This window comes from Streptomyces sp. NTD91 (assembly GCF_059510455.1).
This window is the reverse complement of record NZ_JCAJZW010000008.1, coordinates 244,650-258,750: the sequence shown is the minus strand read 5'-3', so window position 1 is coordinate 258,750 and position 14,101 is coordinate 244,650. Positions and strand designations below refer to the sequence as shown.

Annotated in this window: 16 protein-coding genes; 6 read left to right on the top strand and 10 right to left on the bottom strand. The window is 72.9% G+C overall.

All coding sequences use genetic code 11. The features are described from left to right. The 4 genes from AC5WRT_RS12670 to AC5WRT_RS12655 are packed head-to-tail and all read right to left on the bottom strand — an operon-like array spanning position 1 to position 3,507. Positions 1–1,056, bottom strand: coding sequence for an NAD(P)H-dependent flavin oxidoreductase (locus AC5WRT_RS12670; RefSeq protein ID WP_496100233.1), 1,056 nt, complete (start codon positions 1,054–1,056; stop codon positions 1–3). A gap of 11 nt (positions 1,057–1,067) precedes the next feature. After that, on the bottom strand, positions 1,068–1,889 hold the full coding sequence (locus AC5WRT_RS12665) for a CoA-transferase subunit beta (RefSeq protein WP_496098859.1): 822 nt from the start codon (positions 1,887–1,889) through the stop codon (positions 1,068–1,070). Further along, positions 1,886–2,737, bottom strand: coding sequence for a CoA transferase subunit A (locus AC5WRT_RS12660; RefSeq protein WP_496098865.1), 852 nt, complete (start codon positions 2,735–2,737; stop codon positions 1,886–1,888). The genes AC5WRT_RS12665 and AC5WRT_RS12660 overlap by 4 nt, the downstream gene beginning before the upstream one ends. A gap of 14 nt (positions 2,738–2,751) precedes the next feature. Then, a complete protein-coding gene (locus AC5WRT_RS12655; protein ID WP_496098860.1) occupies positions 2,752–3,507 on the bottom strand; it encodes an enoyl-CoA hydratase family protein in 756 nt (251 codons plus the stop codon). A 79-nt stretch (positions 3,508–3,586) separates the two neighbouring features. Here AC5WRT_RS12655 and AC5WRT_RS12650 point away from each other — a divergent pair, with 79 nt between their 5' ends. Continuing rightward, positions 3,587–4,402, top strand: a complete 816-nt coding sequence (locus tag AC5WRT_RS12650; RefSeq protein WP_496098861.1) for an SDR family oxidoreductase — start codon at positions 3,587–3,589, stop codon at positions 4,400–4,402. Then, a complete protein-coding gene (locus AC5WRT_RS12645) occupies positions 4,399–5,310 on the top strand; it encodes an SDR family oxidoreductase (RefSeq protein WP_496098862.1) in 912 nt (303 codons plus the stop codon). The genes AC5WRT_RS12650 and AC5WRT_RS12645 overlap by 4 nt, the downstream gene beginning before the upstream one ends. An 18-nt stretch (positions 5,311–5,328) precedes the next feature. Here AC5WRT_RS12645 and AC5WRT_RS12640 read toward each other — a convergent pair whose 3' ends face one another. After that, entirely contained in the window at positions 5,329–6,096 is a 768-nt protein-coding gene (locus AC5WRT_RS12640; RefSeq protein ID WP_496098863.1) for an alpha/beta fold hydrolase, read from the bottom strand. A gap of 390 nt (positions 6,097–6,486) precedes the next feature. Then, positions 6,487–8,193 carry a carbohydrate binding domain-containing protein gene (locus tag AC5WRT_RS12635; RefSeq protein ID WP_496100231.1) on the bottom strand — a complete coding sequence of 569 codons (1,707 nt, stop codon included), beginning with the start codon at positions 8,191–8,193 and terminating at the stop codon, positions 6,487–6,489. A 284-nt stretch (positions 8,194–8,477) separates the two neighbouring features. On the opposite strand from AC5WRT_RS12635, the gene msrA reads away from it, so the two are divergent. Next, complete coding sequence (gene msrA, locus AC5WRT_RS12630; RefSeq protein ID WP_496093090.1) at positions 8,478–8,999, top strand: peptide-methionine (S)-S-oxide reductase MsrA; 522 nt, start codon at positions 8,478–8,480, stop codon at positions 8,997–8,999. A 54-nt stretch (positions 9,000–9,053) separates the two neighbouring features. Here msrA and AC5WRT_RS12625 read toward each other — a convergent pair whose 3' ends face one another. Both AC5WRT_RS12625 and AC5WRT_RS12620 read right to left on the bottom strand, forming a co-directional pair. After that, positions 9,054–10,127 (bottom strand): NAD(+)/NADH kinase, encoded by a 1,074-nt coding sequence (locus AC5WRT_RS12625; protein WP_496100230.1) that lies wholly within the window; start codon positions 10,125–10,127, stop codon positions 9,054–9,056. Between the two features lie 357 nt (positions 10,128–10,484). Continuing rightward, positions 10,485–10,679, bottom strand: coding sequence for a DUF2795 domain-containing protein (locus AC5WRT_RS12620; protein WP_496093092.1), 195 nt, complete (start codon positions 10,677–10,679; stop codon positions 10,485–10,487). A 328-nt stretch (positions 10,680–11,007) separates the two neighbouring features. On the opposite strand from AC5WRT_RS12620, the gene AC5WRT_RS12615 reads away from it, so the two are divergent. From AC5WRT_RS12615 to pqqB, 3 genes are all read left to right on the top strand, one after another. Then, the gene (locus tag AC5WRT_RS12615) at positions 11,008–11,322 is read left to right on the top strand and encodes a DUF2795 domain-containing protein (RefSeq protein WP_496093093.1); all 315 of its coding nucleotides are present in this window, start codon (positions 11,008–11,010) and stop codon (positions 11,320–11,322) included. A 454-nt stretch (positions 11,323–11,776) separates the two neighbouring features. Then, the gene (locus tag AC5WRT_RS12610; protein WP_496100229.1) at positions 11,777–12,175 is read left to right on the top strand and encodes an SseB family protein; all 399 of its coding nucleotides are present in this window, start codon (positions 11,777–11,779) and stop codon (positions 12,173–12,175) included. A gap of 131 nt (positions 12,176–12,306) precedes the next feature. Continuing rightward, positions 12,307–13,197, top strand: coding sequence for a pyrroloquinoline quinone biosynthesis protein PqqB (gene pqqB / locus AC5WRT_RS12605; protein ID WP_496093095.1), 891 nt, complete (start codon positions 12,307–12,309; stop codon positions 13,195–13,197). Here the strand turns inward: pqqB and AC5WRT_RS12600 are convergent. Next, complete coding sequence (locus AC5WRT_RS12600; RefSeq protein ID WP_496093096.1) at positions 13,140–13,592, bottom strand: MarR family winged helix-turn-helix transcriptional regulator; 453 nt, start codon at positions 13,590–13,592, stop codon at positions 13,140–13,142. The two genes, pqqB and AC5WRT_RS12600, sit on opposite strands and share 58 nt — an antisense overlap. Before the next feature lie 91 nt (positions 13,593–13,683). Continuing rightward, positions 13,684–14,034, bottom strand: a complete 351-nt coding sequence (locus AC5WRT_RS12595) for a VOC family protein (protein WP_496093097.1) — start codon at positions 14,032–14,034, stop codon at positions 13,684–13,686. Positions 14,035–14,101: the final 67 nt, after the last annotated feature.

Genomic DNA, 14,101 nt, shown 5'->3' with positions numbered 1-14,101 from the left:
CTAGGCCGGGCCGGCCGTGGGCAGGCCGCGGAGCGCCGCCCGGGCCTCCGTCATGATCCTCTCGACGAGTTCCGCGCAGGAGGGCAGGTCGTCGATCACCCCGGCCACCTGACCGGAGGCCATCACGCCGACGTCGGTCCGGCCCTCCACCATCGAGGCCCTGAGCAGCATGGGGGTGTTGGCGGCCAGCAGGACCTGACTCCACGTCAGCTTCCTTCCGTGCCTCAACGCGAGGCCGTCGCGGACCATCCGTGTCCAGGTCGTCCCGGACAGCGCGCGGAACGACGCCGCATGCCGCCCGGCGCGCAGCAGCGCCCTCGCCCGGCCGGCGCGTTCGAGGGATTCGACCAGCTCGGTGCGCAGCATCCGGTGGGGGAGTCCGTCGACCTTGGTCGTGACGGTGACGTCGTCCACCGTGGCCGCCAGATACCGGGCCTTGACCGCATCGGGCACGGTGCTGTCCGAGGTGAGCAGGAAGCGGGTGCCCATGGCGATCCCGGCGGCGCCGTAGGCGAGCGCTGCGACCAGGCCGCGGCCGTCGTGGAAGCCGCCGGCCGCGACGACCGGGACACCCACCGCGTCGACCACCTGCGGGAGCAGCACGCTGGTGGCGACCGGCCCGGTGTGTCCGCCGCCCTCCCCGCCCTGCACCACCACCGCGTCCGCGCCCCACCCGGCGACCTTCTCGGCGTGCCGCCGGGCGCCGACGGACGGGATGACGACCACGCCGGCGTCCTTGAGCCGGGCGATCAGCTCCCGGGACGGCGCCAGCGCGAACGAGGCGACCCGCACCCCCTCCTCGATGACGACCCGCACCCGGTCGGCCGCGTCCGAGGCGTCCGCCCGCAGATTGACCCCGAAGGGCGCCTCGGTGCGCGACTTGACCTCACGGACGGCCGCGCGGAGCTGGCCGGACGTCATGGTGGCCGAGGCGAGGATCCCCAGCGCGCCCGCTTCGGCGGTGGCCGACACCAGGCGGGGCCCGGCCACCCAGCCCATGCCGGTCTGCACGATGGGGTGCCGTACGCCGACGAGCCTGGTCAACGGGGTGGCGATCGTGAAGGCGGTCACGCGGGCACCTCGCGCTCGCGCAGCGCCTGCGGGTCGATCACCTCGCGGATCAGCCGCAGCTCCGCGGCGCCGGGGTCCCGGGTGTGCGGCACCTCGTCCGGTACGGTGAGCGGGAAGCCGGTGGCCTCGAGCACCTGCTCGACCGTGACCCCGGGATGCAGCGAGCGAAGCCGCATCGTCCGGTCGGGCGTCCGGAAGTCGAAGACGCCCAGATCGCTGACGACGCAGGCGATGTGGTGGTACCGGGCCGCGGCGGGACCTGCCGCGGCGGCACGGTCGTGTCCGACGCCGCAGACCATGTCCACCCGCTCCACGAACACCCGCCTCGAATGCCGCGGCACCCAGTAACTGGTCGGGTGGTTCAGGGTGTTGGCGGGGGCGCCGCGCACCCCCAGCAGCTGGCGGACCGGGCGGTCCCAGGCGCCGATGCAGGAGATGTTCTGGTTGCCGTACCGGTCGATCTGGCTCGCGCCCATCATCACGTGCCGCCGCCCTGTCGCCACCAGGGCCAGGTGCTGCCGGAACGGCAGCCAGCCCTCCACCACCTCGGCCCGGGCGCCGACCGCCGGTACGTCACCCATCAGCAGGGCCTCGCCGTCGGTGAGCAGCAGATCCGGCGAGAACGTCAGCTTCGCCAACCGGGCTCCGATCGTGGGAACGGTGCCCATCGGACTTGCCAGGATCTCACCGGCGTCCCGCCAGGCCTCGGCGCAGGCCACCACGCAGGACTCCGCGCGTGTCACCGTCGTACGCGCACCGGTCGTGCCCGCCCGCCGCCCGCCGCCACCCTCGAAGGTGGCGCCTCGCGCACCTGTCATGTTGTCCCCTCCTCGTGGAACGCAGCCACCGCGGCCTGGTACGCGTCCTCGTCACCGGACAGGAAACGGTCGGCGAAGTCACGCCACGTCCCCGGGTCGCGGGCGGCGCGGGCGTAGGCGCTCTGGAACGCCTCGTCACGGTCGTGGTCGGGGGCGCAGGAGGTGAAATGGGCACCGTTCGGGGTTTCCACGACACCCTTCACGAACGCCCGCTTGACCAGGAGAGTCTGCGGCGCGGCGTCCTCGAGCAGGTCCGCGCTGTCCACGATCCGCTCGCAGGAGACGTACGCGGCGTCGGCGGCCGCGCAGAACAAGTCGTCGAAGTACGGGTCGGGACCGAGGTACTGGGCGTTGCCGTGCACGTCGGCGCGGTTGAGGTGCACCAGCGCGGCATCCAGGCGCAGGGCCGGAACGGCGACGAGCTCCTCACCGTCCTCGTACGGCGAACGCACCGTCCGCAGAACTGGGTTGACCCTCATGACGTCCGAGCCGAGACCGGCCCGCACCGGCATGAAGGGCAGCCGCTGCGCCGCCGCCGTCAGTCCCCACATGACCATGGCCTCGTCCAGCTCCACCAGTTCCAGCGCACCCCGCTGCCGGGCCGCCGTGAAGTGCGGCTCCAGCGGAACGGAGTCCAGTGTGGCGAAGGCCGCGACCAGCCTGCGGATCTTCCCCGCGGCGGCCAGCAGCCCCACGTCCGGTCCGCCGTACGAGACGACGGTCAGATCGGTGACGTCCGAGCGCAGCAGCGCCCGCACCAGCGCCATCGGCTTGCGCCGCGAACCCCAGCCGCCGATACCGACCGTCATGCCGCTCGCCAGCCGGCCGACGACCTCCTCGGCGTTCATCGTCTTGTCCCTGTTCACGACCGGCGCCCCCGCTCCGTGCCGAAGGCGGCGCGGACGCGGTCGGCGACACCGCTGAGACCGGCCTCGAAGGTGAAACCCTGCTCGAAGCGGTAGCTGCGGCGCACGTCGACCGGGTCGATGCCGTTGATCGCCGCCTTCGCCAGGCGGATCAGGGATCCGTCCTTGGCGGCGATCTCACCGGCCAGCTCCATGACCGCCCCGTGGAGCCGCGGACGCGGGACGACCCGCCACACCGAACCGTGCCGGTGCAGTTCCTCGGCGGTGACGGTGCGCGAGGTGTAGTACAGGGTGCGCATCAGGTGCTGGGGCACCAGCCGGGCCAGATGGGTGGCCGCGCCGAGAGCGCCGCGGTCCAGCTCGGGCAGGCCGAAGACGGCGTCGTCGGCGGCGACGATCGCGTCGGCGTTCCCCACCAGCCCGACGCCGCCGCCCAGGCAGAACCCCTGTACGGCGGCCACCACCGGAACCTCGCAGTCGTAGACCGCGGCGAACGCCTCGTAGCAGCCGCGGTTGGCGCCGATGAGCGCCTCGTGCCCGCCCGTGCGCTGCATCTCCTTGATGTCGACCCCGGCGTTGAACCCGCGGCCCTCGGCGGCGAGCACCACGCACCGCGCCTCGGGGTCGGCGCCGGCCGCGCGGACGGCCGCGGCGAGTTCGTACCAGCCGCGCACGGGAAGGGCGTTGACGGGCGGGAAGTCCACGGTCACGACGGCGATCCCGGCTTCCGGGACGGAGGTGGAGACACCCATGGGCCGATCAGCTACCTTTCCACCAAACGTTTGTTAGATTTGACGGTAGCAGTGGAACACGCGCTGCGGGAGGTGCACTGTGCCGGCGGTCATCGATCTCACCGGACGCGTCACGGTCGTCACCGGCGGAACCCGGGGCGTCGGCGCCGGCATCGCCCGGGCCTTCCTGGAGGCCGGCGCGGATGTCGTGACCTGCGCGCGACGGCCCCCGGACGCGCCCGTGCGAGCGGCCGGCCGCACGGCCCGCTTCCTTCCTCTCGACCTGCGCGACCCGGACGAGGTGGGCGCCTTCTTCGAGCGGGTCCGAGACGAGCACGGCCGCCTCGACACCCTCGTCAACAACGCCGGCGGCACCCCCTTCCGGCCGCTCGGCGAGGGCGGAACCGCACGGCACGCCCGGATCGTGGAGCTGAACCTCCTCGCACCGCTCACCGCCTCGCTCGCCGCCTACGAGGTGATGCACCGTCAGGACCGCGGCGGATCGGTCCTGATGATCGGCAGCGTCAGCGGCACGCGCCCGTCACCGGGCACGGCGGCATACGGCGCGGCCAAGGCCGGCCTGGACAGCCTCGCCCGCACCATGGCCGTGGAATGGGCACCCCGGGTGCGGGTCAACACCGTGGTCCCAGGCATGGTCCGCACCGAGCTGTCCCACCTCCACTACGGGGACGAGGACGGCATCGCCGCCGTCGGACGCACCGTCCCGCTCGGCCGCCTCGCCACCCCCGCCGACATCGGCGACGCCTGCGTCTTCCTCGCCTCGGACCGGGCCGCCTACATCAGCGGGGCCAGCCTGCACGTCCACGGCGGGGGGGAGCGCCCCGCGTTCCTCGACGCCGCGAACGTCAACGCGGGACGCCCGCCCCGACACCTGCCGAAAGGACTTCACTCATGACCGGACTGTGCACCGGACGGGTCGCCGTCGTCACCGGCGCGGGCCGCGGGCTGGGCCGCGCCCATGCCCTCGCCTTCGCGGCCGAGGGAGCCGAGGTCGTCGTGAACGACCTCGGCGTCGGCCTCGACGGCACCGGCGGAACCGCAGGACCGGCCCAGCGGGTCGTCGACGAGATCCGCGCGCTCGGCGGCGAGGCGGTCGCGCATACGGGCGACATCGCCACCTCCGAGGGTGCGGCGTCGCTCGTCGCCACCGCCCTGGAGGCCTACGGCCGCCTCGACACCCTCGTCAACAACGCCGGGTTCCTGCGCGACCGCATGCTCGTCAACCTCGACGAGGACGCCTGGGACGCGGTCGTGCGCGTCCACCTCAAGGGCCACTTCCTGCCGCTCAGGCACGCCGCCGCCCACTGGCGCGCCGAGGCGAAGACGGGGCGGGGCCCCGCGGCCCGGGTGGTCAACACCAGTTCCGGAGCGGGCCTTTCGGGCAGCATCGGGCAGGGCAACTACTCCGCCGCCAAGGCCGGGATCGTCGGCCTGACCCTCGTCGCCGCCGCCGAACTGGGTCGGTACGGCGTCCAGGTCAACGCCATCGCCCCGGCCGCCCGGACCCGGATGACCGAGCGGACCTTCGCGGCGACCATGGCAGCCCGCGAGGAGGGCGGCTTCGACGCCATGGCGCCGCAGAACGTCTCCCCGCTCGTGGTCTGGCTCGGCTCCGCCGGCTGTGCGGGGGTGACGGGCCGGGTCTTCGAGACCGAGGGCGGCCGGATCACCGTCATGGAGGGCTGGCGCCCGGGGCCCACCGCCGACAGGGGCGCCCGCTGGACCCCGGCGGAGGCGGGCGAGGCGGCCCGCAGACTCCTCGCCGAGGCGGAGCCCCCGCGGCCGGTGTACGGGGCGCCATAGACGGCGTCGACAGGGCGACTAGCGCGGTCCGGACAGGAAGTCCACGATGGCGGCGACCAGTTCCGGCGCGCCGGCCGCCGTCCAGTGGTCACCGGGGACCGTGGCCCCGGTGGCCTGCGGCAGTGTCTCGACCAGCTCGTCGGCAGAGGCGGCACGCGGGTCGTCGGCGCCCGTCGCGACGAGCGTCGGCACGCCGATCCGGCGCAGCGGTTCGGCCGGCGTGGCGACGAGCGAGTCCAGCACGTGCAGGAGCGCGACCGGATCCGCGCCGCTCGACCGGAGCCACCGTTCGGAGCGTTCCTCCGGGGATCCCGGTTCGAACGTTCCCCATCCGGTGAGCACCGGCCGCAGGGCGGCGCCCGCCCCGCCGCCGGTGCCGAGCACCTCGTGCAGGCCCTGGCCCGCGACCACGGCCCGGCCGGGTGCCGCGCCGCGCACCAGCATCCTCACCACGATCCGGGCGCCGAGCGAATAGCCGCCGAGGTCGTAGTCGCCGTCGTGCAGCCCCAGACGGCCGAGGAGAGCGAATCCGTCCTCGGTCAGGACGTCCGGGGGCCAGGCGGAGGAGTCCCGGGGCCTGGCGCTCCTGCCGTGCCCCCGGAAGTCCGGCAGGATCACGCGGTGACCGGCTGCCGCGATCGCCTCCGCCTGGCCGTTGAGCTGCCACAGCGTGCCGTCCCCGGCGAATCCGTGCAGCAGGACCAGGGGCCTGCCCTCGCCCACTTCCCGGTAGGCGAGACGGACACCCTCACGGGGGGAGAAGTACGACACGGTGGGGTCCGGCATGTCCCGGAGCGTATACCAGTGCCGTGGGCGGCCCGGCAGATGCCGACGGGGGACAGAACAGCTGGTGCCCCGGCAGGCGACGTCTGCCCGTCGAGGAGCGGCGTCCGGCGCGTGCTGTCGGTCGGTGCGGCGAGTGGGGGCACCTCCCACGCCCCCGGGCAGTGGGGGAGTGTGCCGGGCGTCGCGAAGGGGAGAACGCCGCCTGTCGGGGCACCAGGGCGTGTTTCGAAAGTCCCGTCTGGTCCGCGGCGTCTGGTGCGGCACCTCGCCGCGTTGTCGGGATCGTCCACGTACGCCCGGTACGAGGACGACCCTCCGCCTTGCGATGCACCGCACCAGACGCCGCGGACCCCACCCTCCGGGCGGACGACGCTACTTTCGAAACACGCCCTAGCCGAGGGCGAAGTCGTCCGCGTGGACGTCGGACTGGCCGTACCAGCCGTGGACGTACACGGTGACGGTGCCGCTGCTGCCCGTGGTGAAGCGGACCGTCAGCTGGTTCCAGTTCGTGTCGTTCGACCACGTACTGGCCGCGGCGCCGCCGCCCACCCCGAGATAGGCGTAGGGGCCCTGGACCCAACCCGTGAGCACGTAGCTGTGGTTGGGGGACAGGGTGACGGTCTGGTCGCACTCGCCGGTGCCGCTGGAGCTGGGGGTGACCTGGAGGGCGTGACTGCCGCTGTGGACCGGGGCGGAGACCACCGCGCTGCCGCCCGTGCACGTCCAGGGGCTCAAACCGCCCGTCTCGAAGCCTGCGTTGGCCAGGGAACCCCCACCTCCGCCTCCGCCTCCGACGGTGACGGTCAGTGTGTAGGTCGCGCTGTGGCTGCCGGCGGCGGCCGTGCCGGTGACGGTGATCGGGTAGGTGCCCGCGGCCACGGACGAGCCGACCGTCGCCGTCAGCGTCGAATTCCCGCCGGACGTCACGGAGTCGGGGCTGAAGGAGAGGCTGACACCGGAGGGCGCGCCGGACGCGGAGAGAGTGACGGACTCGGCGCTGCCGGAGGTGACGGCCGTGCCGACGGTCGCGGTCGCCGAACCGCCCTGTACGACCGAAGCGGAACCCGGCGCCAGGGACAGGGAGAAGTCACTGGTCGTGCCGCCACCACCACCGCCCGAGTTTCCTTCGTACGGCACGAACGCGTCCGTGAACGCGAGACTGCTCTGGCTGATCTCGCTGCACGTGGGCAGCGAGTTGGCGCTTCCGCTGCACGGCTGGTCCCGGTTGACGGACCAGAACGCCAGCCGCCCGACGCCGTTTCGCGCGGCGAAGTTCTCCACCGTCTGAGCGTCCGCCGGGGTGAAGGTGGAACCGTCGTCGTTCTTGCCGATCATCGGGGTGATCCCGAGGTTGGCGTAGGTGTAACCGGAGTCCACGGACTGCATCTGTGCCAGTGTGGCCTCGGCCGCGTCGATCGCGCCCTGGCCCATCTCGGTTCCCGTGCCGGCGTAGTAGTCCATGGCCATGATGTTGACCACGTCGATCTTGATGCCCGCGTTCTTGGCGGCCTTGAGGATGTTGACGCCGTCGTTGGTCAGGCCGCTCGTCAGTACCGGAAGGGTCATGGAGAACTGCAGGCCCGGGTTGGCCGCTTCGAGGTCCTTCATGGCCTGCATCTGGCGGGCCGCGGCAGCGGTGTCCGCCACGGCGGCGCCCTCGACGTCGAAGTCGAGCCGGGTGACGCCGTAGTCGTCGACGAGGGCCTGGTAACCCGCTTCGATGCTGCTCTGCGTGGAGCAAGTCCAGGCCAGCGGCTCACCGCTGGCCCCGCCGGAGGAGATGATGACCGAGGCGCCCTCGGACCTCGCCCGGGCGATCTCGGGGTCGGTGTAGGAGTCGTTGCCGACGGGCAGGGTGTCGCCCCAGACCTGGGTGCACCCCTCGCCCAGCACGAACGCCGCGGTGTAGGCCTTGAGGTGGTGTCCGGTGATGGCGGTGTCGAGCAGTCCTTCCTGACCGTTGGACATGTCGACATAGGGGGCCACGGAGTAGACGCTGCTCGCCGCGGCGCTGCCGGGGGATGCGAGAGCGACGACGGCGCCGGTGGCCGCGAGCGCGAGGGCGCATGCGGAAGCCGCGAGTCTTGCCAGGTGCATGACAGTACCTCTCCCGGGGATGCCTCGGGTGCGGAGGGGGGTGGGGTGGTGCCGTGCGAGGAGGTTGGTACATACCAAAGCGCCGACGTGTGGCTCCGTCAAGAGGACTAGACCAAGTTGGTGCAGCCGGATTCCCGATGTCCCGCCTCAGGGCCGAGGGGCGTCCTGAGGCGGGCGGCGGCACGGCGGTCGTTCATTGATCGCACACGGGCGGTATTAGGCTGGGTGACCGTCCGACCGGCACGTCGACGACCTGGCCGGGTCCGAACTTCAGGGAGTGACCGATGACCATGGGAACCGAGCGGGCCGTCCTGGCGGGCGGTTGTTTCTGGGGCATGCAGGACCTGATCCGCAAACAGCCGGGCGTGGTGTCCACCCGCGTCGGCTACAGCGGCGGTGACACTCCGAACGCCACCTACCGCAACCACGGCGACCACGCCGAGGCCATCGAGATCCTCTTCGATCCGACGGCCACGAGCTACCGGGACGTCCTGGAGTTCTTCTTCCAGATCCACGACCCGACCACGAAGGACCGTCAGGGCAACGACCTCGGGCGCAGCTACCGGTCCGCCATCTTCTACGCCGACGAGGAGCAGCACCGCATCGCCGTCGACACGATCGCGGACGTCGAGGCGAGCGGACTGTGGCCGGGGAAGGTGGTCACGGAGGTGGAGCCCCTGGGCGACTTCTGGGAGGCGGAACCCGAGCACCAGGACTACTTGGAGCGCTACCCCAACGGCTACACCTGTCACTTCCCCCGGCCGAACTGGAAGCTGCCTCGCCGGCAGTCGGCCACGACGGACTGAGCGGAGCCGGCCCGGGTCCCTGCCTCCCGGCGGGCAGGCCCGCGGACCCGAACCTCAGGACAGCCGGTGCGCGTCCTCGGGCGCCGGAGGCAGGGCCAGGTGGGCCAGGTCGGCCGGTCGGGGAGTGGTCACCGGCCACAGGGGAGCGGCCTCCCCGTCCGCGAGCGCGGCCGGCGCGTCGGTGAGGTTCATGCGCTCGCGCAGCCGGCCGTAGAAGTCCATCGGACCCAGCCGGACCGCCCTCAGTCGGCGCGGCGCGGCGTACACCCCGATCCAGTCGCCGGGGCTCAGTACTCCGCGCAGCTGGCCGTCGACGCTGACGGCCGCCTGGCCCGACCGCTCGAGGATGCGCAGCGCGACGGGCTCGTCGGGGGCGGCCACGACCGAGCGGTTGAACACCATGTGCGGGGCGACCGGCGTGAAGACCAGGCCCTCGGCGCGCGGCGAGACCACCGGGCCTCCGGCGGCGAAACTGTACGCGGTCGAGCCCGTCGGCGTGGCCACCAGCAGCGCGTCGGCGGAGTAGCAGGCCAGGAGCCGGCCGGCCAGGTAGACGGCGACGGAGACCTGCCGGTCCCGGGCGAGCTTCTCCACGACGACGTCGTTCAGTGCGGTGACGTTCAGCGCGACACCCCAGTTGTCACCCGCCTCGCACTCCGCCCGCACCCGCGGCGGTGGCAGCATCGGCCCACGGCCGTACTGCAGCAGCGCCTCCATCTGTGCGGGCACCTCCAGCCGGCAGGACGCCCGCATGGTGAGGAGCATCCGGCTCTCGACGGTGATCCGCCCCTCCTGCACCGCGTTCAGGGCCGAGCGCACCGCCGGGGCCGGGACCTCGGTGAGGAAGCCGACGCGGCCGAGGTCCACGCCGAGGACCATGGCGTCGTTCTCGGCCGCCAGCCGGGCGCCGCGCAGGAAGGTGCCGTCGCCGCCGAGCGTGACGATGAGGTCCGGATCGCCCGCCGCGTCGACCTCCTCCCGTGCGCTGTGCCGTGCGCCGTCCTGCCACACGTCGATGTCGGCGCACCGCACGGCGTGCTCCGCGCACCACTCGCGTACCGCCTGCGCGGCGGTCACGGCCTCGGCACGCCCGCCGTGCACCACCAGACCGACACGGTTCACCGCCATACCCGCCTCCGCACCGTCGTGTCCCACTCTGCCGATCCGCCCTCGTTCGCCATCCTCACCGCGGACCGCTCCGGGCGCGACACGCGCAACGCCACGTGAGGGGCCGGCCGGGCACACGAGGGGACGGCCAGTGACCGCGACGGCGCAGCCGGCCGGGGGCGCGGCGCCTGTCCAAGTCCCCGCCGGTGTGCCGTTGTCCTGCCGGTGAGACGTCGCAGCAACGGCACGGCGCCCTGCACCGGGGACCAACTGGATGAACGTGTTCGCTGTCCTCGGCGGACTTCTCGACCGGCGCACGGCATACCCACGCACGAGGGCGGGGGCAAGGCGCCCCGGCCCTCGGACGCCGGTGATCGGTCATTCGCTGTGGAAGACGGCCTTGCTCACCTCGGCCGGGTTCTGGAACTCCTTCTTCCCGAGGTGCGAGATCCGCTCGGTGATCTCCTTGGACGCGTGGTTGTCCTGGGCAACTTTCTGGAGCTGCTCCCGGTTGGCCGGGTACTCCGCGCCGGACAGGGCTTTCTGCAGGTCGGGAGGGCTGATCCGCGCCATGGCTCCTCCAGGAGGTCGGTGTTTCCCCCGGTGCCGGATGGGGCGCCGGGACTGGCCAGGTACCCGTCCCGGGACGGCGGATTCACGCATGCGTGCGGGTCATGGGACGTCCGGTCGGCGGGTACCCGTGGCCTCGGAACACACGGGACGCGTCCGGGAGGCCCCATGAGCGACTACATGGCCACCCCGTCCCAGGCAGAGGGCGAGCGGAACACGGACGAGGCGGACACCGAGATGCCGCCCCGCAGCACCCCTTCCCAGGCCGAGGGCGAGGACACAGGCGAACAGAACACCGGCGACGACGACGGGGACGACCGAGGAGGCCAGGATGACCACGGCACACACCAGCGTCCCCGAGGTGCTGGCGGCGGTGAAGGACGTGTCGTACCCCGCCGACAAGGAGCGCCTGGTCGAGGCCGCGCGCCGGGCGGGCGCGTCCGGTGAGGTCCTCAGGGCCCTGCGCGGCATCCCCGCCGAGCGGTACACGGGCCGTGAGGACGTCGCACGGTCGGTGCGGGTGGACCCGGACTCCGGCCTCGACCGCACCGCCGCGCAGCAGGCACGCGTCGGAGGAAAGCCCGGCCTCTCCCAGCACCTGAGGGAGGAGCCGAGGACCCCCATCCAGGAGGAGTTCGACCGCTGAACCCTCCCCGTCCCCGGGGCAGCCCCGTCATGGCCCCCGTCCTTGACGCCCCCGGTGCCCCCGCCAAGCGAGGGGTGGTCGCGGACCTGCGCCGGCGCGGACGACGACGCCCATGTCAAGGCCCTGCAGATCATGGAGCGGTACCGCCCGCTGGTCCGGGTCACCGGGCGCCCTGCTGGCGGATTCCGGCCGTGACCGGCGCTCCGCTCCCGGCACCGGCGGATCAGGCGGGGCTGCGAGCGGTTCGCGCGCCCCGGCCTCGCCTCGGGCCGGGCCCGTCAACCACCACCGGCCGATCTTCACCGTACCGGCCGGCACCGGACCCGAGCCGCCACCGCATCCACTCCGATCCTCACGCATGGCCCGCTGCCCGCCGGGTACGCGAGGCGGAGCACGCCCGGGTGCGGTCCGCTCCCGGGTGGCCCGTACCACCGTCGCTACCAGGGGATCTGCCATGGAGACACCCGCACACAACGACCTGCCGACGCCCGCCCAGCAGGCGCTCGACGCGCTGGCGGTGAACGCCGAGGACGAGACCGCGCTGGATGTCCTCGCCCACAGCGACGTGCTCGTCCCCGTGCCGGACGACGCGATCGACGGCGAGGGCGCCGACGCCGCGAGCGTCGCCCTGCCGGTGCTCGAACAGCCGGGAGGTGACCCGGTCGTCCCCGTCTTCACCACCGAGGGCGAGATGACCGACCTCCTGCCGTTCGTCTCCCGCTACCGCCTGATCCCGCTGGGTGCCCTGGCCTCCCAGTGGCCGGACGAAGACATCTCGCTGGCCATCGACGGCAACTCCACCCACGCCCTGACCCTGACGTCACAGGGGGTGCGCACGCTGCTGGCCAGGTGAGGCAGGGGCCGTCCCGCACCACCGTGCCTCGGTGAAGGACGGCCGGAACTGCCCCCTGCCCAGGGGTGGTCACCAGGCTCCGGAGGGGAAGATCCCCGGCGACAGGCAGCCGCGCGGGTGTGAAGGAGCCGATGGTCGTGAGAGTCGTCCTGCTGGGCACCGCCGCCGGGGGCGGCTTCCCGCAGTGGAACTGCGCCTGCCCGCTGTGCGCGGCCGCCCGGGAGGGCGAACTGCCCTCCCGCACCCAGGAGTGCGCCGTCGTCACCGGCAACGGCCGCGACTGGTGGCTGCTCAACGCCTCGCCCGACCTGCGCACCCAGCTCACCACGACACCGGCGCTGTGGCCCGGCCCCGGCCGCGACACGCCGCTGCGTGGTGTCCTGCTCACCGACGCCGAGGCCGAGCATGTCACCGGCCTGGCCGGACTGCGCGGGGCGGCGGGCCTGAAGGTCTACGCCGCCCCACCGGTCCACTCCGCCCTGGCACCCGTCCGTGGCGCCCTGGACCGCCATGCCCCCTGGGAGTGGGTGGACAGCCTGGCCGACGGCGGCTTCGTGCTGGCCGGCGGGCTGGTGGTCACCGCTCATCCGGTGGCTGCGAGGAATGTGGCGCACGTACCGGCCGAGGCGCCGGAGCCGGCCGGCCCGTGGGTGACGGCGTACCGCGTCGAGGACCTGGCCAGCGGGGGAGTGCTCGTGTACGCGCCCTGTGTGGGCGCCTGGAGCCAGGAGCTGGACGAGCTGTGCGCCGAGGCGGACTGCGTGCTGCTGGACGGCACCATCTACGCGGCCGACGAGACGGGCACGGCCGTGCCCGGCGCCGGGCGGGCCGCCCTGGGCCATCTGCCGGTCACGGGCCCGGACGGCAGCCTCGCGGCGCTGGCCCGGCATCTCGGCGCACGCCGGATCTACACCCACCTCGACAACACGAACCCCCTGCTCGACCCGGCGTCACCAGCACGCGCTCATGTCGCCGAGGAGGGCGTCGAGGTGCTGCCCGACGGGACCGAACTGGTCATCTGACGCTCCGGCCCGGTCAGCATGCGCTCCAGCGCGGCGCGCTGCAGTGGCCGTACCTCGGCGTGCAGCGCGCGGCCCCTGGGCGTGAGGGCAACCCACACCCCGCGCCGGTCCTCCGCGCACACCGAGCGCTCGACCAGGCCGTCCTTCTCCAGCCGGCTGATCAGCCGGGACAGTGCGCTCTGGCTGAGATGCACCCGGCCGACCAGGTTCTGCACCCGGCACTGGTCGCCCTCGGCGGGCGACTCGGTGGCCAGGATGTCCAGCACCTCGAAGTCGCTGGCGCCCAGCCCGTGCGGATGCAGGGCCCGGTCGATCTCACACATCGTGCGCGCGTGCACGGCGAGGATGTCCCGCCACCGTTCCTCGAGCCGGGCGTCGGCCGTCTTGACTGCCATACCCGCACGTTAGCACCGATCCGGCCAATCGTTGAGTGTGCAACTAGTGCGGATACGGGCGGGTCCGAATCGGCCACGGCCCTGCCGGTGCTCAGGCGACCGGGTCCTGGAGCAGGCCCATCAGGTTGCCGTCGGCGTCCTTCACCGAGGCGATCAGCCGGCCGTTGCCGACGTCCCGCACGTCCTGAACCACCTCGGCGCCCGCCTCCAGCAGACGCGCGAGCCGCTCCCGCAGATCGGCGACGTGCCAGAACGGCACCGGCCCGGTCAGGCCCTGGGCATGCCCGTTCGGGTCCAGGCCGACGTCCTGGCCCTCGACCTTGAAACCGACGTAGTAGGGCTCGTCCACGTACGGCTCGACCCCGAGCAGAACGGTGAACAGGGCCTTCGCCCGGCCCCTGTCCTTGACGGGGTAGATGATCGTCTGCAGGCCGGCGGTCATGGTCTCTCCTTCTGAGGCGTGGCCCGGCGGGTCGTCCCGTCGGTGACTTCACGCTAGGCCGGGGGAG